Annotated in this window: 16 protein-coding genes and 2 tRNA genes; 16 read left to right on the top strand and 2 right to left on the bottom strand. The window is 68.0% G+C overall.

The window, feature by feature from the left end; translation table 11 throughout:
• The first annotated feature begins 579 nt into the window (after positions 1-579).
• On the top strand, positions 580-774 hold the full coding sequence (locus OG858_RS15620; protein WP_033526477.1) for a hypothetical protein: 195 nt from the start codon (positions 580-582) through the stop codon (positions 772-774).
• A gap of 114 nt (positions 775-888) precedes the next feature.
• On the opposite strand, the gene OG858_RS15615 is transcribed toward OG858_RS15620, so the two are convergent.
• Positions 889-962, bottom strand: a tRNA-Gly gene (locus OG858_RS15615).
• Positions 963-1,139: 177 nt separating this feature from the next.
• Between OG858_RS15615 and OG858_RS15610 the strand changes: the two genes are divergently transcribed.
• The 5 genes from OG858_RS15610 to clpX all read left to right on the top strand — a co-directional run bounded on the left by OG858_RS15610 (position 1,140) and on the right by clpX (position 6,165).
• Positions 1,140-1,216 (top strand) — tRNA-Pro (locus tag OG858_RS15610).
• A gap of 216 nt (positions 1,217-1,432) precedes the next feature.
• Positions 1,433-2,836 (top strand): trigger factor, encoded by a 1,404-nt coding sequence (tig, locus tag OG858_RS15605; RefSeq protein WP_086750002.1) that lies wholly within the window; start codon positions 1,433-1,435, stop codon positions 2,834-2,836.
• Between the two features lie 405 nt (positions 2,837-3,241).
• On the top strand, positions 3,242-3,850 hold the full coding sequence (locus OG858_RS15600) for an ATP-dependent Clp protease proteolytic subunit (protein ID WP_037703703.1): 609 nt from the start codon (positions 3,242-3,244) through the stop codon (positions 3,848-3,850).
• A 144-nt stretch (positions 3,851-3,994) separates the two neighbouring features.
• The gene (locus OG858_RS15595; RefSeq protein WP_086750003.1) at positions 3,995-4,675 is read left to right on the top strand and encodes an ATP-dependent Clp protease proteolytic subunit; all 681 of its coding nucleotides are present in this window, start codon (positions 3,995-3,997) and stop codon (positions 4,673-4,675) included.
• 203 nt (positions 4,676-4,878) lie between these two features.
• Complete coding sequence (gene clpX, locus OG858_RS15590; RefSeq protein WP_005479362.1) at positions 4,879-6,165, top strand: ATP-dependent Clp protease ATP-binding subunit ClpX; 1,287 nt, start codon at positions 4,879-4,881, stop codon at positions 6,163-6,165.
• A gap of 74 nt (positions 6,166-6,239) precedes the next feature.
• Here the strand turns inward: clpX and OG858_RS15585 are convergent, their stop codons facing one another.
• Positions 6,240-7,166 carry a hypothetical protein gene (locus OG858_RS15585; RefSeq protein WP_319064823.1) on the bottom strand — a complete coding sequence of 309 codons (927 nt, stop codon included), beginning with the start codon at positions 7,164-7,166 and terminating at the stop codon, positions 6,240-6,242.
• Positions 7,167-7,303: 137 nt separating this feature from the next.
• Between OG858_RS15585 and OG858_RS15580 the strand changes: the two genes are divergently transcribed.
• From OG858_RS15580 to rodA, 10 genes are all read left to right on the top strand, one after another.
• On the top strand, positions 7,304-9,934 hold the full coding sequence (locus tag OG858_RS15580) for a valine--tRNA ligase (protein WP_086747076.1): 2,631 nt from the start codon (positions 7,304-7,306) through the stop codon (positions 9,932-9,934).
• Positions 9,935-10,188: 254 nt separating this feature from the next.
• Positions 10,189-11,706: a bifunctional tetrahydrofolate synthase/dihydrofolate synthase gene (gene folC, locus OG858_RS15575; RefSeq protein ID WP_086747077.1), complete on the top strand. Its 1,518-nt coding sequence runs from the start codon at positions 10,189-10,191 to the stop codon at positions 11,704-11,706.
• 9 nt (positions 11,707-11,715) lie between these two features.
• Positions 11,716-12,075 (top strand): DUF4233 domain-containing protein, encoded by a 360-nt coding sequence (locus OG858_RS15570; protein ID WP_086747078.1) that lies wholly within the window; start codon positions 11,716-11,718, stop codon positions 12,073-12,075.
• A 132-nt stretch (positions 12,076-12,207) separates the two neighbouring features.
• Positions 12,208-12,621, top strand: a complete 414-nt coding sequence (gene ndk / locus OG858_RS15565; protein ID WP_086747079.1) for a nucleoside-diphosphate kinase — start codon at positions 12,208-12,210, stop codon at positions 12,619-12,621.
• Between the two features lie 398 nt (positions 12,622-13,019).
• The gene (locus tag OG858_RS15560; RefSeq protein WP_004931372.1) at positions 13,020-14,039 is read left to right on the top strand and encodes a rod shape-determining protein; all 1,020 of its coding nucleotides are present in this window, start codon (positions 13,020-13,022) and stop codon (positions 14,037-14,039) included.
• 174 nt (positions 14,040-14,213) lie between these two features.
• Positions 14,214-15,167: a rod shape-determining protein MreC gene (gene mreC, locus OG858_RS15555; RefSeq protein WP_086747080.1), complete on the top strand. Its 954-nt coding sequence runs from the start codon at positions 14,214-14,216 to the stop codon at positions 15,165-15,167.
• A 28-nt stretch (positions 15,168-15,195) separates the two neighbouring features.
• Positions 15,196-15,867: a rod shape-determining protein MreD gene (gene mreD / locus OG858_RS15550; protein ID WP_086747081.1), complete on the top strand. Its 672-nt coding sequence runs from the start codon at positions 15,196-15,198 to the stop codon at positions 15,865-15,867.
• Between the two features lie 62 nt (positions 15,868-15,929).
• Positions 15,930-16,058: a hypothetical protein gene (locus OG858_RS15545; RefSeq protein ID WP_256960242.1), complete on the top strand. Its 129-nt coding sequence runs from the start codon at positions 15,930-15,932 to the stop codon at positions 16,056-16,058.
• Between the two features lie 16 nt (positions 16,059-16,074).
• The gene (gene mrdA / locus OG858_RS15540) at positions 16,075-18,399 is read left to right on the top strand and encodes a penicillin-binding protein 2 (protein ID WP_086747082.1); all 2,325 of its coding nucleotides are present in this window, start codon (positions 16,075-16,077) and stop codon (positions 18,397-18,399) included.
• Complete coding sequence (gene rodA, locus OG858_RS15535; protein WP_086747083.1) at positions 18,396-19,592, top strand: rod shape-determining protein RodA; 1,197 nt, start codon at positions 18,396-18,398, stop codon at positions 19,590-19,592. The genes mrdA and rodA overlap by 4 nt, the downstream gene beginning before the upstream one ends.
• Positions 19,593-19,605 lie beyond the last annotated feature (13 nt).

The raw sequence follows: 19,605 nt of genomic DNA, 5'->3' as shown, positions 1-19,605 counted from the left end.
AGACCCTCCCGCCGGGAACTCCGGGGGGTGGTCCGAGCACTCGCTGCGCAAGTGGGGGACGAGGCAGCGGTGAACATCTGAGGCACCCTAGCGTTGTCTGTGCGATTCCGTAAAACCACTGACGTGAATCCTGTTATTGGGAGTACGCGTCACCCACGTGTACCCAGGATTCGGTGAAGTCTTCATCGGGCAGAGCATCACCGTGCGTACACCGCACGGCACATGGTGCGTGTCGGTCTGTCCGCATTCATCCCGACTAAATGGTGCATAACATGCGCAGGCGACTCTGGTGAAATGTCCGGTTAATTGCCGTCCTGGGTATGCCTCTTGATGTGTCTGTGGCAACAATTCGAATTACCTGCGGACGGGTTGTGTGTGTACGGAAACGATCAACCCGAATTCGCGCCCGGCGTCATCCCGTTGGCCCGGGGTGCGGGTGGCGCGCGCACGGTGCCGTGGCCGACGTTGTCTCACCTGCTGCATATGACGGCCTGGTTGGTGGCACGATGGTTCTGGCGGGGTGCGCGTGGGGTCGGCGCCCCGGGCCGGTAGTGCGGACCGACCGAGGGTGTGATCTGTGTGGCCATTTCGCTGTCAGTGGTGCTCTTGTTGGGGATCATCCTGGTGGTCCTGATGCGGGGAGGGACGATCAAGGCCGGACCGGCCGTCGTCGCCATCCTCTTCGGCTTCTTTCTCGCCTCGACGGGCATGGCCGACGACATTCAACGCTTCCTCAACTCGATAGCGGACACGATCAACTCGATCCAGTTCTAGTGACCGCCCGGACACACAGTGTGAGGCGGCGAGCCGTCAGTCGGCGCACCGTGGGACGACAAAAGACCTCCGGCCCGGTTTCGAGGAGTCCCTCGAAACCGGGCCGGAGGCCGTTGGAGCGGGCGACGGGAATCGAACCCGCGTAGCTAGTTTGGAAGACTAGTGCTCTACCATTGAGCTACGCCCGCACAGCTCGCGCCGCAGGTCGGACGACCGCGGCACAGAAGGCATCGTAGCGGGTCGGGCGCCGTCGCCGCACACCCCTTCCGGGCCGCGCGCGTCACCCGCCGTCGCATGCGCCCGCGCACTCGGTAAATGCGGCAACCGCATGGCCTGCGGGCATGTACCCTACGTGTCGCACCAGACGGGGTGTGGCGCAGCTTGGTAGCGCGTCCGCTTTGGGAGCGGAAGGCCGTGGGTTCAAATCCCGCCACCCCGACCACCGCGCCGGTACGTGGCACCCGCCACCGGCAAGATCACCGCCACCGGCAAGATCACCTTTTGGGGCGTGTACCGCCTGCGGCTACTATGCAAGCTGCGCGCCCGTGTGTCTGCATTCTCAAGTCCCTCAAGGGCCGCGAATCCGCTGAAGCTCCGCCACTCCCGGCGGGGTACGTCAGCAGAACCCCAAGAAGTCAGCCCCCAAGGAGACCGAACCGTGAAGAGCGCCGTGGAGACCCTGAACCCGACCCGGGTTCGGCTCAGCATCGAGGTGCCCTTCGAGGAGCTCAAGGACAGCCTCGACGCGGCGTACAAGAAGATCAACCAGCAGGTCACGGTGAAGGGCTTCCGCAAGGGCAAGATCCCGGCCCGCGTCATCGACCAGCGGTTCGGCCGCGGTGCGGTGCTGGAGGAGGCCGTCAACGACGCGCTCCCGAAGTTCTACACCGACGCGGTCAACGAGGCCGAGCTCAATGTCCTGGGCCAGCCCGAGGTCGACATCACCGAGCTGAAGGACGGCGAGACGCTGAACTTCACCGCCGAGGTCGACGTCCGCCCGGCCATCGAGATCCCGGACTTCTCCGGCATCGAGGTCGAGGTCGACGCCGTCGAGGTCACCGAGGAGGACATCGAGAAGGCGGTCGAGCAGCTGCGCGAGCGCTTCGCCTCCACCTCCCCGGTCGAGCGTGCCGCCGAGGACGGCGACGTCGTGACGATCGACCTTCAGGCCAAGGTCGACGGCGAGATCCTGGAGGACGGCGTCGCCGAGGGCGTCTCCTACACGATCGGCTCCGGCGAGCTGCTGGACGGCATCGACGACGCCGTGAAGGGCCTGGAGGCCGGTGGCGAGACCACCTTCGCCTCCGAGCTGAAGGGCGGCTCGGCGGCCGGCAAGGAGGCCGAGGTCACCGTCAAGGTCACCCAGGTCGCCGCCCGTGAACTCCCGGCCCTGGACGACGAGTTCGCCCAGCTCGCCTCGGAGTTCGACACCCTCGAGGAGCTGCGGGCTGACAGCCGCAAGCGCCTGGAGAACATGAAGCAGTACGACCAGGCCACGCAGGCCCAGGAGCGTGTCCTGGAGAAGCTGCTGGAGATCGTCGAGGTGCCCGTCCCCGAGAAGCTGCTCGAGGACGAGATCAACACCCGCAAGCACAACCTGGAGCACCACCAGCTCGGCCAGATGGGCCTCGACCTCGAGAAGTACCTCGAGATCCAGGGCAAGACGGTCGAGGAGTTCGACGCCGAGACCAAGGAAGCGGCCGTCAAGGGCATCAAGACCCAGTTCGTCCTCGACGAGCTGGTCGCCAAGGAGAAGCTGAACGTCAACCAGGAGGAGCTCACCGAGCACCTCATGCGGCGTGCCTCCTCCTCCGGCATGTCCCCGGACCAGTTCGCCCAGGCGGTCGTCCAGAACAACCAGGTCCAGCTTCTCGTCGGCGAGGTCGCCCGCGGCAAGGCCCTGGCCCTGGTCGTGGAGTCCTCCACGGTGAAGGACACCAACGGCGAGGTCGTCGACCTGGACGACGAAGAGGACGAGACCGAGGAGACCCCGGCCACGGCCGAGGCCACCGAGGAGACCCCGGCTGCGGCCGAGGCCGAGGAGAAGGCCCCCGAGGCCTGACCACTCGCCGATCGCCTTCCGACGGGCCCCTGGATCACTTGTGACCCAGGGGCCCGTCGGCCTACCCAGGGGCGCGGGGAACTGCGCGACCAGCCCCCTGTAAGCCGCACCCGCCGATACACCCGGCGTAGCAGACGCGTCTGCGGCCTGTCCGTGGCCGACCGCGCAGTTCCCCGCGCCCCTTTCCGGTCCGGCAGCCACAAGGCACCCGCCCAACCGGCGGAGCGCACACGCATGCGCTGACAGCGAACAGTTCCCTTTGCGGGATTCACCGGCGGAGCCACCGCGTTAGGGTCCATGAATACGAGGGCTGGGCTGTCGGCGAACGGCTCGGTCCCCGGAAGGGAAACGTGAAGACGGCCCGGCGCCGTCGTAAGACGAGCAGGTGGATACGTGACGAATCTGATGCCCTATGCCGCCGGCGAGCCTTCCATCGGTGGTGGCCTCGGCGACCAGGTCTACAACCGGCTGCTTGGCGAGCGGATCATCTTCCTCGGCCAGCCGGTCGACGACGACATTGCCAACAAGATCACCGCACAGCTGCTGCTCCTTGCCGCAGACCCCGACAAGGACATTTACCTCTACATCAACAGCCCCGGCGGCTCGATCACGGCCGGCATGGCGATCTACGACACGATGCAGTTCATCAAGAACGACGTGGTGACCATCGCCATGGGCCTGGCGGCCTCGATGGGCCAGTTCCTGCTCAGCGCGGGCACCCCTGGCAAGCGGTTCGCGCTGCCGAACGCCGAGATCCTGATCCACCAGCCCTCGGCTGGTCTGGCCGGTTCGGCCTCGGACATCAAGATCCACGCCGAGCGGCTGCTCCACACCAAGAAGCGGATGGCGGAGCTCACCTCTCAGCACACCGGTCAGTCGGTCGAGCAGGTGACCCGCGACTCGGACCGCGACCGCTGGTTCGACGCCTTCGAGGCCAAGGAGTACGGCCTCATCGACGACGTGATCCCCACGGCCGCCGGTATGCCGGGCGGCGGCGGTACCGGGGCGGCCTGAGAGCCGATGGCGGCCAAGCAGGCCACAGGGTGCTCCCCGGAGCCCCTGAAGCCCTCCGGGGGTGCTCCTGAGCCTCCCCGGGGCCGTCAGCGCCCTTCCCAGTCCCTCCACACCACCGCCCCAGCCCTCTTTCCAGGAGACACCGTGAACGACTTCCCCGGCAGCGGCATCTACGCCCGCACCGAGGCCGAGTACACCGGCCCCCGCGCCGAGTCCCGTTATGTCATCCCCCGCTTCGTCGAGCGCACCTCGCAGGGCGTCCGCGAGTACGACCCGTACGCGAAGCTCTTCGAGGAGCGGGTGATCTTCCTCGGGGTGCAGATCGACGACGCCTCCGCCAACGACGTCATGGCGCAGCTGCTGTGCCTGGAGTCGATGGACCCCGACCGGGACATCTCCGTCTACATCAACAGCCCCGGCGGCTCCTTCACGGCGCTCACCGCGATCTACGACACGATGCAGTTCGTGAAGCCGGACATCCAGACGGTCTGCATGGGCCAGGCGGCCTCCGCCGCCGCGATCCTGCTGGCCGCCGGTACGCCGGGCAAGCGCATGGCCCTGCCGAACGCCCGCGTCCTGATCCACCAGCCGTACAGCGAGACGGGCCGCGGTCAGGTCTCCGACCTGGAGATCGCCGCCAACGAGATCCTCCGGATGCGTGCGCAGTTGGAGGACATGCTGGCCAGGCACTCGACCACGCCGATCGAGAAGATCCGCGAGGACATCGAGCGCGACAAGATCCTCACGGCCGAGGACGCACTGGCGTACGGCCTGATCGACCAGATCATCTCCACGCGGAAGATGAACAACAACAACGTCCGCTGACCGCGGAAAGGATGTATTGTCTGCCGCCCCTTGGCATGATTGGCGCCGTTTGACCCAGTGCACGACAAGGTGCACGTCAAAGCGAACCGTGCCAAGGGGGGCCCGAACGGGGGGCCCGGCAAGGTACCGTCGACATAAGGCAGCACCAGGAGTCGCTGGATTTCGATTGTCCAGGCGTCTCCCAGGCGAAGGGGAAGCACACCGTGGCACGCATCGGTGACGGCGGCGATCTGCTCAAGTGCTCGTTCTGCGGCAAGAGCCAGAAGCAGGTCAAGAAGCTCATCGCAGGGCCCGGTGTGTACATCTGCGACGAGTGCATCGACCTCTGCAACGAGATCATCGAGGAGGAGCTCGCGGAGACCAGCGAGGTCCGCTGGGAGGAACTCCCCAAGCCCCGCGAGATCTACGAGTTCCTAGAGGGCTATGTGGTTGGCCAGGAGGCGGCCAAGAAGGCGCTCTCCGTCGCGGTGTACAACCACTACAAGCGGGTCCAGGCCGGTGAGAACGGCGGCGGTCAAAGCCGTGAGGACGCCATCGAGTTGGCGAAGTCCAACATCCTCCTGCTGGGCCCCACGGGCTCGGGCAAGACCCTCCTCGCCCAGACTCTCGCGCGCATGCTGAACGTCCCGTTCGCGATCGCGGACGCGACGGCGCTGACGGAGGCGGGGTATGTCGGCGAGGACGTCGAGAACATCCTGCTGAAGCTCATCCAGGCGGCCGACTACGACGTCAAGAAGGCCGAGACCGGCATCATCTACATCGATGAGATCGACAAGGTCGCGAGGAAGAGTGAAAACCCCTCCATCACGCGCGACGTGTCGGGCGAGGGCGTCCAGCAGGCCCTGCTGAAGATCCTGGAAGGCACCACGGCGTCGGTCCCGCCCCAGGGCGGCCGCAAGCACCCCCACCAGGAGTTCATCCAGATCGACACGACGAACGTCCTGTTCATCGTGGGCGGCGCCTTCTCGGGCCTGGAGAAGATCATCGAGTCCCGGGCCGGCGCCAAGGGCATCGGCTTCGGCGCGACGATCCGCTCCAAGCGCGAGCTGGAGTCCAAGGACCAGTTCGAGGCCGTCATGCCGGAGGACCTGGTCAAGTTCGGCATGATCCCGGAGTTCATCGGCCGTCTGCCCGTCATCACCTCGGTCCACAACCTGGACCGCGAGGCGTTGCTCCAGATCCTCATCGAGCCCCGCAACGCGCTGGTGAAGCAGTACCAGCGCCTCTTCGAACTCGACGGTGTGGAACTGGACTTCGAGCGCGAGGCCCTCGAAGCCATCGCCGACCAGGCCATCCTCCGCCAGACCGGCGCGCGCGGCCTGCGCGCCATCATGGAGGAAGTCCTGATGTCGGTCATGTACGAGGTCCCGTCACGCAAGGACGTGGCCCGAGTCGTCATCAACGCCGACGTGGTCCGCTCCAACGTCAACCCGACCCTCATCCCGCGGGACGCGCGGGGGCGGGGACCGGGGGAGCAGAAGACGGCGTAACTCCTCGGCGGTACACAGACATCGAAGGGGCCCCGGTCAATCGACCGGGGCCCCTTCGTGGTTGAGCGAGAGTGTCAGGCCTCGACGCGCACGTCGTTGCGCAGCTTGGCCGCCAACTCGGCCGCCTCGTCGATCGTCGAGCTCTTGCCGGCGGCCATCGCGGCCACGTCGAAGGAGACCACGTACGCGACCGTGCTGTGGTCACCCCAGATGCACAGCGGCACCGTCATGGTCTTGCCGCCCTCGGAGCCTTCGCTCTCCTGGCACTTCATGATGCCGTTCTCGAAGCCCTCGGGCGTGACCTCCTGGGGGCTGCCCACGAGCTTGCCGTCGGAGCCCGAACCCTTCTCGGACTCCGCCTTCATGTTGGCGAACATCGCGTCGATGACCTTCTCCGGGTCGTCGATCGTGCCGTACACCCCGGCGAAGGTCAGGTTCTTGGCGGTGAGGCCCTCCCCCGACGCGTAGGTCGAGCTGACGTCCTTGGGGTTCTGCACACCCCAGCCCTCTGTCTGCTTGATCTCCTTGTCGCTCATCCCGCCGCTGCTGCTGCCGCCTTCGCCCTTCTTGTACTGCCCGTCGATGACGGTCTCCGGCGTGGTCAGCTTGTGCGGCCCGTCATCCGCGATGTCCCCGCCGCCACCTCCGCCGATCACGAAGTACGCGCCCACGGCGACCGCCGCCACCACGGCGACCGCGCCCAGGATGATGCCGACCTTCTTGCCGCCACCGCCGGAGACGGGGGGCTGGGGCACGGTCGGGTAGGGCTGCTGGCCGTACGGGGCCTGCTGCTGGCCGTAGGGCGGGGTCTGGGGCGGGACGCCCTGGGGGGCCTGCTGGGGGTACCCGTAGCCGGGCTGCTGCGGGGGCGCCTGCTGCGGGTAGCCGTAGCCGGGCTGGGGGGCGGCCTGCGGCGGCTGCTGGCCGTAGGGGCCCGGCTGGCCGTACGGTCCGGGCTGCTGGGGCTGCCCGCCGTACGGGCCCGGCTGGTTGTGACTCATGTTCTGGGTTCCCCTCCAGATGCTTATGTGTTCCTGACATCCTGGCGCAAACTCGATGGGTCCCACGCACCGGGGGTCACACCGTTACGGAAGAATCGGGTTTCGGGACCACCCCGTGACACCCCTAAACTGAGCGGGTGACCGAGAACGCTCAGCAGCAGCCTCCAGCGCCCGCCACCGATCTGCCGACCCAGTACGCGCCGGCCGATGTAGAGGGGACGCTGTACGAGCGCTGGGTAGAGCGCGGCTACTTCGCGGCCGACGCCAAGAGCGACAAGCCCGCGTACACCATCGTCATCCCGCCGCCGAACGTCACCGGCAGCCTGCACCTCGGGCACGCCTTCCAGCACACCCTCATGGACGCCCTCACGCGCCGTAAGCGCATGCAGGGTTACGAGTCCCTCTGGCTCCCCGGCATGGACCACGCCGGCATCGCCACCCAGAACAAGGTCGAGCAGCAGCTCGCCGAAGAGGGCAAGTCCCGCCACGACTTGGGGCGCGAGGAGTTCGTCGAGCGCGTCTGGCAGTGGAAGGAGGAGTACGGCGGCAAGATCCTCGGCCAGATGCGCCGGCTGGGCGATGGGGTGGACTGGGACCGTGAGCGGTTCACCATGGACGAAGGGCTGTCCAAGGCTGTCCAGACCATCTTCAAGCGGCTCTACGACGACCAGCTGATCTACCGCGCCGAGCGCATCATCAACTGGTGTCCGCGCTGTCTGACGGCCATCTCGGACATCGAGGTCGAGCACCAGGAGGACGCCGGCGAGCTGGTCTCCATCCGGTACGGCGAGGGGGACGACTCCCTCGTCGTCGCCACCACCCGCGCGGAGACGATGCTCGGTGACACCGCCGTCGCCGTCCACCCGGACGACGAGCGGTACCGGCACCTCATCGGCAAGCTGATCAAGCTGCCGCTGACCGACCGCAGCATCCCGGTCGTCGCCGACACCCACGTCGACCCGGAGTTCGGCACGGGCGCGGTCAAGGTGACCCCGGCGCACGACCCGAACGACTTCGCGATCGGCCAGCGCCACGACCTGCCGTCCATGACGATCATGGACGAGCACGGTGTCATCACCGTCCACGGCCCGTTCCTCGGCCAGGACCGCTTCGAGGCCCGCTCGGCCGTCGTCGGCGCGCTGCGCTCGCAGGGCCGGATCGTCGCCGAGAAGCGGCCGTACACCCACTCCGTCGGCCACTGCTCGCGCTGCAAGACCACGGTCGAGCCCCGGCTGTCCATGCAGTGGTGGGTCAAGGTCGCGCCCCTCGCCAAGGCGGCCGGCGACGCGGTCCGCGACGGCCGGGTCAAGATCCACCCCGAGGACATGTCGAAGCGCTACTTCGACTGGGTCGACAACATGTACGACTGGTGCATCTCGCGCCAGCTGTGGTGGGGTCACCGCATCCCGGTCTGGTACGGCCCGAACGGCGAGACGGTCTGCGTCGGTCCCGACGAGCAGCCGCCCGGCACGGAGGCCGACGGCTGGACCCAGGACACCGACGTCCTGGACACCTGGTTCTCCTCCGGCCTGTGGCCGTTCTCCACGCTCGGCTGGCCCGAACAGACCGAGGACCTGCGGAAGTTCTACTCGACCGACGTCCTGCTCACCGGCCACGACATCATCTTCTTCTGGGTCGCCCGGATGATGATGTTCGGCCTGTACGCCATGGACGGCGAGGTCCCCTTCAAGACCATCGCGCTGACCGGCCTGGTCCGCGACGAGCGCGGCAAGAAGATGTCGAAGTCCTTCGGCAACGTCGTCGACCCGCTCGACTGGATGGACAAGTACGGCTCCGACGCGCTCCGTTTCACCCTCGCGCGCGGCGCCAACCCGGGCACCGACGTCCCGATCGGCGAGGACTGGGTCCAGGCCTCCCGCAACTTCGCCAACAAGATCTGGAACGCGACGCGCTTCGCGCTGATGAACGGCGCGACGGTGGCGGGCCCGCTGCCGGAGGCCTCGAAGCTCTCGGCGACCGACCGCTGGATCCTCGCCCGACTCAACGAGACGGTCGAGCAGGTCGACGCGTACTACGAGGACTTCCAGTTCGCCAAGCTCAGCGACGCCCTGTTCCACTTCGCGTGGGACGAGGTCTTCGACTGGTACGTCGAGCTGTCCAAGACGACGTTCCAGGCGGGCGGCGAGCCGGCCGAGGTCAGCCAGCGCGTCCTCGGCGAGGTCCTGGACGTCACGCTGCGCCTCCTCCACCCGGTCATCCCGTTCGTCACGGACACCCTGTGGACGACGCTGACCGGCGGCGAGTCCCTCGTCATCGCCGACTGGCCCAAGGACAGTGGCTTCCGCGACGACGCCGCCGAGCGCGAGATCGAGCTGGTCCAGCAGGTCGTCACCGAGGTCCGCCGCTTCCGCGCCGACCAGGGCCTCCAGCCCGGCCAGCGCGTCCCGGCCCGCCTCACGCTCGACGGCACGGTCCTGGCGCCGCACGAGGCCGCGATCCGTCAGCTCCTGCGTCTGCAGCCCGAGGGCGAGGGCTTCTCGGCCACCGCGACCCTGCCGGTGGCGGGTGCCGAGGTCGCCCTCGACCTCTCCGGAGTCATCGACGTCGCCGCCGAGCGCAAGCGCCTCGCGAAGGACCTCGCGGCGGCCGAGAAGGAGAAGGCCCAGGCCACGGCCAAGCTCGGCAACGAGGCGTTCCTCGCGAAGGCCCCGGACCACGTGGTGGACAAGATCCGCGGACGTATGGCGAAGGCGGACGAGGACATCGCGCGGATCGCCGCCCAACTGGACCGTCTGCCGAAGGCGTAGCCATCCGTAGGTGACGAAGGCCCCGGTGCTTGTCAGGCGCCGGGGCCTTCTGCCGGGCGGGGCGGGTTTCGCTCACCGGCGCTTGCCGGGTGCCGCCGCGCCCACCCGTGCCGCCCCAGCGGCACGACTGCCCACAGCTGTGACCGCCGGGTTCCAAGGGGCGTGGGGAACTGCGCGACCAGCCACGTACCCCCGCAGTCGCCCTACAGCGGGTACCTCCGAGCCAGTGGGCGTCCGAACCGTAGACTGGCCCCGTGAGTGAGTCCCCGTACGACAGCAGCGAGCAGCCCGACGCAGTCGACCCCTTCGAGGAGATTGTCGCGGCCGAGACCGACCGGGACCCCGATCTCGCGGTGATCGAGGCCGGCAGCCGCACCCTGCGCACCCAGAGCGGCGCGCCGGAGGGCGACGTACCGACGCGCCCCGCCGACCCGGCCGTCGACAAGGCGCTGCGCGAGGTCGAGACGGAACTGGCCGGCCGCTGGGGCGAGACCAAGCTGGAGCCCTCGGTCAAGCGGATCGCCGCGCTGATGGACGTCCTGGGCGAACCCCAGCGCGCGTACCCCTCCATCCACATCACCGGCACCAACGGCAAGACCTCCACCGCCCGCATGATCGAGGCCCTGCTCAGCGCCTTCGAACTGCGCACCGGCCGGTACACCTCCCCGCACGTCCAGTCGATCACCGAGCGCATCAGCCTCGACGGCGCCCCGATCTCCGCCGAGCGGTTCATCGAGACGTACGAGGACGTCAAGCCGTACATCGAGATGGTCGACGCCCAGCAGGAGTACCGGCTCTCCTTCTTCGAGGTGCTGACCGGCATGGCGTACGCCGCCTTCGCGGACGCGCCCGTGGACGTGGCCGTCGTCGAGGTCGGCATGGGCGGCACCTGGGACGCCACCAACGTCATCGACGGGGACGTCGCCGTCGTCACCCCCATCGACCTCGACCACACCGACCGGCTCGGCGAGACGCCCGCCGAGATCGCCGTCGAGAAGGCCGGGATCGTCAAGCAGGACGCGACCGTGATCCTGGCGCAGCAGCCGGTGGACGCGGCGCAGGTGATGCTGAAGAAGGCCGTGGAGGTCGACGCGACGGTCGCCAGGGAGGGCCTGGAGTTCGGCGTCGTCTCGCGGCAGGTCGCCGTGGGCGGGCAGATGCTCACCCTGCGCGGCCTCGGCGGCGAGTACCCCGAGGTCTATCTCCCGCTGCACGGTCCGTACCAGGCGCACAACGCGGCCGTCGCCCTCGCCGCGGTCGAGGCGTTCTTCGGCGTCGGCTCGCAGCGCCCCGAACCGCTCGGCCTGGACACGGTCCGCAAGGCCTTCGCGGCGGTCTCCTCACCGGGACGGCTGGAAGTCGTACGGCGTTCCCCGACCGTCGTGCTCGACGCCGCCCACAACCCGGCCGGCGCGCGGGCCACGGCCGAGGCGGTCGGTGAGGCGTTCGACTTCAGCCGGCTGATCGGCGTGGTCGGGGCCAGCGGCGACAAGAACGTACGGGGTCTCCTTGAGGCCTTCGAGCCGATCTTCGCCGAGGTCGTGATCACGCAGAACTCCAGCCATCGGGCGATGGACGCCGACGAACTGGCCGGGATCGCGGTCGAGGTGTTCGGCGAGGAGCGGGTGCAGGTGGAGCCGCGGTTGCCCGACGCCCTGGAGGCGGCGGTCACACTCGCCGAGGAGGAGGGCGAGTTCACGGGCGGCGGCGTCCTCGTCACCGGTTCCGTCATCACCGTCGGCGAAGCCCGGCTGCTGCTGGGGAAGGGCTGAGTTCCACACATGCGTACCCTCTGTTCTTCGACCCTGATCGGCGAGTTCTTCGTGATCGGCCTGGCCGGGCTGGTCGCCATGAAGGACCCCGATCTGACCATGTCGACGGTCTGGACCGTCAGCGGCATCGCCATGTTCCTGTGCGTCGTGCTGTGCGGCGTCGTCACCCGGCCCGGCGGCATCCAACTCGGCTGGGCCCTCCAGATCGCGCTGATCCTCTCCGGCTTCTTCGTCCCGACCATGTTCTTCATGGGCGCGGTCTTCGCCGCCCTGTGGTGGGCCTCGGTCCACTTCGGGCGGAAGATCGACGAGGCGAAGGCCCGGTTCGCGGCACAGGCCTCCGCCGAGGCCGGCGCCGGAGCCTCCTGAAGCAGGGGGCGAGGTCCTGGTTCAAGGGTGGCCGGGTCCTCGGACCCGGCCACGCTGACGCTGCGTAACACCCGGTCGGGCGCGCCCTGTAGCCTCTGAGCTCCGCACCCTTGTGATGAAGGAGTCACCACTGTGAGCCAGCGCACCCTCGTCCTGCTCAAGCCCGACGCCGTCCGGCGTGGCCTGACCGGCGAGATCATCAGCCGTATCGAGCGGAAGGCCGGCTGGCAGATCACCGCGCTGGAGCTGCGGAACCTGGACCAGGACACGCTGGAGCAGCACTACGGCGAGCACAAGGGCAAGCCGTTCTACGAGCCGCTCGTCGAGTTCATGGCCTCCGGGCCGGTCGTCGCGCTGATCGTCGAGGGCGAGCGCGTCATCGAGGGAGTGCGGGCGCTGGCCGGCCCGACCGACCCGATCGCCGCGCAGCCGGGTTCCATCCGTGGTGACTACGGCGTGATCGTGCGGGAGAACCTGATCCACGCGTCGGACTCCGAGGAGTCCGCCGAGCGCGAGGTGAAGATCTTCTTCCCCGGGCGCGCGTAGCGGCGTCAGCGCTTTCGCCACGGCGGGGGCCGGTGATCGGTCCTGCCCCCGCCACCCTTACTCTTCTGGCAACACACGGCCTTCTGGCAACACACGGCCACCACCCACACGGCCTACCCCCGGCTGACCAGCCAACCCGCCGAAAATCCGGCCGTACAACGGCATATGCGCGGCGATCGAGGGAACGTGCACCCCCGATGGACCGTCTGCAGAGGCGAGGCGGCGCATCGCATGCCCACAATGGCGAAGACCCTCGCGCAGTGTTCGTGCGGGCGAGACTACGATGTAAGCCTTCACGTCACAGCACCCACTTCGCCGACCCGAAAAGCCCTGAAAGGCTCTCAAAAGCCGTCAGCGCTCCGCTTGGGAAGGCCAGACGAATCCTGATGGGGAACTCAATGTCGTTCATCGGCCGTGACATGGCTGTCGACCTCGGGACCGCCAACACGCTGGTGTACGTCAGGGGTCGTGGGATCGTACTGAACGAGCCGTCCGTCGTCGCGATCAACACCAACACCGGTGGAATTCTCGCGGTCGGCGCGGAGGCGAAGAAGATGATCGGGCGGACCCCGGGCAACATCGTTGCCGTACGTCCGCTGAAGGACGGTGTCATCGCCGACTTCGAGATCACCGAGCGGATGCTCCGCTACTTCATCCTGAAGATCCACAAGCGGCGGTATCTCGCCCGTCCTCGGGTCGTCGTCTGCGTGCCGTCCGGCATCACCGGTGTCGAGCGTCGCGCCGTCATCGAGGCGTCCTCCCAGGCCGGCGCCCGCCAGGTGCACATCATCGAGGAGCCCATGGCCGCGGCCATCGGCTCCGGCCTGCCGGTCCACGAGGCCACGGGCAACATGGTGGTGGACATCGGCGGCGGCACCACGGAGGTCGCGGTCATCTCCCTCGGCGGCATCGTCACCGCCCAGTCCATCCGCGTCGCGGGCGACGAGTTGGACAACGCGATCATCCAGCACATCAAGAAGGAGTACTCGCTCCTTCTCGGTGAGCGGACGGCCGAACAGATCAAGATCACGATCGGTTCGGCGTACGACCTCGACGCTGACGAGCACACCGAAATCCGCGGCCGGGACCTGGTGTCCGGGCTGCCCAAGACCGTCGTCATCTCCGCCGCGGAAGTGCGGAAGGCGATCGAGGAACCCGTCAACGCCATCGTCGATGCCGTCAAGACGACCCTCGACAAGTGCCCGCCGGAACTCTCCGGCGACATCATGGACCGCGGCATCGTCCTGACCGGCGGCGGCGCCCTGCTCCGCGGTCTCGACGAGCGGCTCCGCCGTGAGACCGGAATGCCGATCCATATCGCCGAGGACCCGCTGGACAGCGTGGCGCTCGGCTCCGGCAAGTGTGTCGAGGAGTTCGAGGCGTTGCAGCAGGTGCTCGACGCCCAGCCCCGCAGATGAAGTAACACTTCGATTCCGCCGTACGGGACGTTCTCCTCTCGTGCGGCGGATCGTTGATATCGAGGCATAAGCTCCCACAAAGCGCCCCTGTCGTTCCCGTCTCGGGATTCCCAGGGGCTACCCGAATTCCCCCATTCCTGTCGAATTCCTATGAGGAAGGCACGGCCGCCGCACGTGAGGGACACACGAGAGAGCCGGCTGCTCCTGGTGCTGCTGATCGCCGTCGCGTTCGCGCTGATCACGGTCGACATCCGCGGCGGGGAGGACTCACCGGTCGACGGTGCCCGACGTGGAGCCGCCACCGTCTTCGGCCCGATCGAGGACGGGGTGTCGACCGCCGTCGACCCGATCGGCAACGCCATAAGCGCCGTCCGCGACTCCGGCTCCCGCCACGACCGCCTCGCCGCGCTGGAGAAGGAGAACGCCGAACTGAAGGCGTCCCTCGGCAGCGACGACCGCAACCGCAGCAGGACCGAACAGCTCGACAAGATGCTGAAGACCGCCGCGAACGGCCAGTACGGCATCAAGGGCGCCGAGGTCATCGCCATAGGAGCGGCCCAGGGCTTCTCCTGGACCGTCACCATCGACATCGGCAGCAACGACGGCATCACCCGCGACATGACCGTCCTCAACGGCAACGGACTCGTCGGCCGCGTCACCACCGTCGGACCGAGCACCGCGACCGTGCTCCTCGCCAACGACCCCGACTTCACCGTCGGTACCCGCATGGAGGCCACCGACGAACTCGGCTTCGCCTCCGGTCAGGGTGACCGGCCGCTGCGCGTCGAACTCCTCAACGGCAAGGCCAAGGTGAAGGCGGGCGACCGCCTCGTCACCTTCGGCTCGCAGGCCGACAAGCCGTTCGTACCCGGCGTCCCGGTCGGCCTCGTCTCCCGCGTCGACCCCTCCGGCGGCGACCTCACCCGCACGATCTACGTCAAGCCGTTCGTGGCCTTCACCCAGCTCGACATCGTCGGCGTCGTCGTCCAGCCGCCCCGCAAGGACCCGCGCGACACCGTCCTGCCGAACAAGCCGAAGGCCACACCCACGCCGACCGTGACGGTGACGGTCACCCCGGGCGCGGACGAACCCGGCGACGGCACCGACGGACAGCCGCAAGAGCAGTAGACGTAGGACAGTAGGAGCTGACCCCTTCATGCGCTTCAACCGGATGCTGCTCTCCACCACCCTGGTGATCGTCGCCCTGGTGATCCAGGTGAGCGTCCTCTCCAGACTCCATCTTCCGGGCGCCGTACCGGACCTGGTGCTCCTCACCGTGCTGGGCCTCGCCCTGGTCTACGGCCATGTCGGCGGCGCCCTCGTCGGCTTCGGCGCCGGGCTGCTGTCCGACCTCGCGCCACCCGCCGACCACGCGGCAGGACGGTACGCCCTGGTCCTCTGCGTCATCGGCTACCTCGCGGGGCTCGCCAAGCCCGAGACCGGGCGGCTCAAGTCGGCGACCGGGCCGATGGCCGTGGTCGTCGTCGCCGCGCTCGGCGCGACGCTCCTCTACGCCGGGGTCGGCGCCCTCGTCGGTGACGACGCGGCCCGCCATGTCGGACTGTCCAGCCTGCTGTTCACCGCCGCGCTCTACGACCTGCTGCTCGCGCCCTTCGTCGTCCCCGGCGTCATGGCGCTCGCCCGGCGCGCCGAGAACAACCCGCTTGCCGAGACCAACAGCGCCGCCAAGGCATCCGACGTCTCCTCCGGCTGGCTCTCCTCCGGCACCGGCCTGCGCATCGGCAACCAGCGCGGCGGATTCCGCATCAAGGCCGCGCGATCACGGATGGCCAAGGCGGGACGCATCAAGGGGGTCAAGCGGCTGTGACGGCACGTCAGAGGCCGTGCGGGTCGGAGGGGGGAACCGATCACGGCCGAGCGGTGTACTCCATGTACCAGCACCACGCGCATCACCCGAACGCGCATCACCCGAAGGCGCATCATCCGAAGGCGCATCATCCGAAGGCGCATCATCCGCACGAGCAGCGCCCGTTCACGCACCACCCGTTCACGCACTGAGAGGGGGAGACAGGCAGTGACCAACATCCCGGAGACCGGGCGGACCCCACGGGTCCAGATCCGGCTCATCATCATCCAGATCCTCGTCTTCTCCCTCCTCGGCACCCTCGGTGGCCGCCTCTGGTACCTCCAGATCCGCGAGGGTGACGCCTACGCCAAGGAGGCCTCCGGCAACCACGTCCAGCAGGTCGTGCAGCCCGCCGTGCGCGGCTCGATCCTGGACGCCCGCGGAGTGCCGATCGCCGACAACGAGACCCGGCTGGTCGTCTCGGCCTCCCGCACCGACCTGCTGAAGATGGACGACGACGGCAAAGCCGTCCTCACCAAGCTCGCCGGAGTCCTGGACATGAAGTCCAAGGACGTCATGGACAAGGTCCGCCTCTGCGACTCCGAGACGCCCCAGCCCTGCTGGAACGGCTCGCCCTACCAGCCGATCCCCATCACCGACGAGGCCACCGCCAAGCAGGCCCTGCAGATCCGCGAACGCTCCGAGGACTTCCCCGGCATCACCGCCGAGCCCCAGGCAGTCCGCCGGTATGCCAGCCCCGGCGGCTCCAAGACCTCGCAGGTCCTCGGCTATCTCTCGCCGGTCACCGACGAGGAGATCACCAAGGCCCAGGACACCGACTCGCCGTATCTGCGCTCCGACCAGGTCGGCCGCTCCGGCCTGGAGCGCCAGTACGACAAGGAGCTGCGCGGCAAGGCCGGCGTCACCCGCTACGAGGTCGACAACCTGGGCCGCGTCATCGGTGAGGCCGAGGCAGACCCCGCCCAGCCCGGCGCCAACCTGGTCACCAGCGTCGACGCCCGCGTGCAGCGCATCGCCGAGTACGAACTCAACGAGGCGATGAAGGAAGCCCGCAAGCAGAACGACCGCAACACCGGGACGAACTACAAGGCCGACTCCGGCGCGGTCGTCGTGATGGAGGCCAAGACCGGCCGCGTCGTCGCCATGGCCTCCAACCCGGACTACGACCCGAACGCCTGGGTCGGCGGCATCTCCGCCAAGGACTACACCAAGCTCACCGGCAAGAAGTCCAACTATCCGCTGCTGAACCGCGCGATCCAGGGCCAGTCGGCCCCCGGCTCCATCTTCAAGGTGGTCCCGACCGCCGCCGCGGTGAACGCCGGCTACTCCTTCAACGGCCCCTACGAATGCTCCAGTTCGTACTCGATCGGCGGCCAGGTCTTCAAGAACTTCGAGTCCCAGAGCCACGGCGGGATCAGCCTCGGCAAGGCACTGGAGGTCTCCTGCGACACCGTCTTTTACCGCCTCGCCCACGAGGAGTGGAAGCGCGACGGCGGCATCAAGCCCAACAAGGGCGCCAACGACTGGTTCTACAAGACCGCCCACCAGTTCGGCCTCGGCGACGAGACCGGCATCGACCTGCCCAACGAGGTCACCGGCCGTATCCCGGACCGCAAGTGGAAGCTGGACTACTGGAAGGCCAACAAGGACGCCTGGTGCAAGTACGGCAAGAAGGGCGGCACGTACGCCGAGCAGATCGCCTACGAGAACTGCCTCGAAGGCAACCGCATGCGCGCCGGTGACTCCGTCAACTACTCCATCGGCCAGGGCGACACCCTCGTCACCCCCATCCAGATGGCCACCATCTACGCGGCCATCTCCAATGGCGGCACCCTCTACGACCCCACCGTCGGCAAGGCCGTCATCAGCGCCGACGGCAAGAACGTGCAGGAGATCGCACCCAAGTCGCACGGCAAGCTGCCGATGACGAAGAAGACCCACGACGAGATAGACGAAGCCCTTGAGGGAGTCGCCACCCGTGGTACGGCCGCCTGGCGCTTCCAGGGCTGGCCGCAGGACGAGATCCCGATGCACGCCAAGACGGGTACGGCCGAGGTCTACGGCAAGCAGACGACCTCCTGGTTCGCCACGTACACCAAGGACTACTCGATCGTCATGACGATCTCCCAGGGTGGTACGGGCTCCGGTGCCTCGGCCCCCGCCGTGCGCAAGCTGTACAACGCGCTGTACGGCGTCTCCGAGGACGGCAAGATCGACAAGAGGAAGGCGCTCCTGCCCACCCCGCAGAAGGGCCTGCCGAAGATCGAGTCCGACGGCTCGATCGACAGTCCGAAGCTGGACTCCTACCCGCCGAAGAAGACCAAGAAAGAGACCGCGGAGGACGGCACGCAGACCGTCGCCGCCGGACCGGGCGCCCAGCCGGTGTCCTTCGACGTCCCGGCGGCGATCGTCAGTACGCGCGGCGGCAGCGGCAACCGTGCCGCACGCCGACGAACGGAATGCGGCCGACGGCGTTCGGGCGGTGGCAGAGACCGCCGCGGGAGCGGCCAGGGGCGGAGGACGTCCGTATGACCGGCAACAGCTTCTCCGTCTCCGGGTACGGGCCCGAGCGCTCCGGCTGGACCCGGCTGTTCGCCCGTGACTCGCTCGCCCGTCGGCTCGACTGGCCGATACTGTTCTCGGCCATCACGCTCTCCCTGATCGGCGCAGCCCTCGTCTATTCGGCGACCCGCAACCGCACGGAGCTCAACCAGGGCGACCCGTACTACTTCCTCTTCCGGCACCTGCTCAACACCGGCATCGGCTTCGCTCTCATGATCGGCACGGTCTGGCTCGGTCACCGCACCCTGCGCACGGCCGTACCGATCCTGTACGGCATCTCGGTCCTGCTGATCCTGCTGGTGCTGACCCCGCTGGGCGCGACGATCAACGGCGCCCACGCGTGGATCGTCATCGGCGGCGGCTTCTCGCTCCAGCCCTCCGAGTTCGTGAAGATCACGATCATCCTGGGCATGGCGATGCTGCTGGCGGCCCGGGTGGACGCGGGCGACAAGCCCCACCCCGACCACCGCACGGTCGTCCAGGCCCTCGGCCTCGCTGCCGTGCCGATACTGATCGTCCTGCTCATGCCCGACCTCGGCTCGGTCATGGTCATGGTGGTCATCGTGCTGGGCGTCCTGCTCACCTCCGGCGCGTCCAACCGATGGGTCCTCGGCCTCATCGGCACGGGCGCGATGGGCGCGATCGCCGTCTGGCAGCTCGGGGTGCTCGACGAGTACCAGATCAACCGCTTCGCGGCCTTCGCCAACCCCGAGCTCGACCCGGCCGGCGTCGGCTACAACACCAACCAGGCCCGCATCGCCATCGGCTCCGGCGGACTCCTCGGCACCGGGCTGTTCAAGGGCTCGCAGACCACCGGACAGTTCGTGCCCGAGCAGCAGACCGACTTCGTCTTCACGGTGGCGGGGGAGGAGCTGGGGTTCGTGGGCGCGGGGCTGATCATCCTGCTGCTCGGGGTCGTCCTGTGGCGGGCGTGCCGGATCGCCCGCGAGACCACCGAGCTGTACGGCACGATCGTCGCCGGCGGCATCATCGCCTGGTTCGCGTTCCAGGCCTTCGAGAACATCGGAATGACCCTCGGCATCATGCCGGTGGCGGGACTGCCACTGCCGTTCGTGTCGTACGGCGGGTCGTCGATGTTCGCGGTCTGGGTGGCGGTGGGGCTGCTGCAGTCCATTCGAGTGGAACGCCCGATGTCGGCGTAGGGCTCCGCGCTGC

Origin of the sequence: Streptomyces europaeiscabiei (assembly GCF_036346855.1) — a bacterium.
In the GTDB taxonomy this organism is placed as follows: domain Bacteria; phylum Actinomycetota; class Actinomycetes; order Streptomycetales; family Streptomycetaceae; genus Streptomyces; species Streptomyces europaeiscabiei.
Note: the sequence above shows the minus strand (reverse complement) of the source record. Positions and strands in the feature narration are given on the sequence as shown.

Bases quoted from the DNA above. Each gene is read 5' to 3' on its own strand.
- rodA (WP_086747083.1), top strand. From the start codon at position 18,396: ATGACCGGCAACAGCTTCTCCGTCTCCGGGTACGGGCCCGAGCGCTCC.
- OG858_RS15560 (WP_004931372.1), top strand. From the start codon at position 13,020: ATGTCGTTCATCGGCCGTGACATGGCTGTCGACCTCGGGACCGCCAAC.
- OG858_RS15585 (WP_319064823.1), bottom strand. From the start codon at position 7,166: ATGAGTCACAACCAGCCGGGCCCGTACGGCGGGCAGCCCCAGCAGCCC.
- OG858_RS15570 (WP_086747078.1), top strand. From the start codon at position 11,716: ATGCGTACCCTCTGTTCTTCGACCCTGATCGGCGAGTTCTTCGTGATC.
- mreD (WP_086747081.1), top strand. From the start codon at position 15,196: ATGCGCTTCAACCGGATGCTGCTCTCCACCACCCTGGTGATCGTCGCC.
- OG858_RS15600 (WP_037703703.1), top strand. From the start codon at position 3,242: ATGCCCTATGCCGCCGGCGAGCCTTCCATCGGTGGTGGCCTCGGCGAC.
- OG858_RS15545 (WP_256960242.1), top strand. From the start codon at position 15,930: ATGTACCAGCACCACGCGCATCACCCGAACGCGCATCACCCGAAGGCG.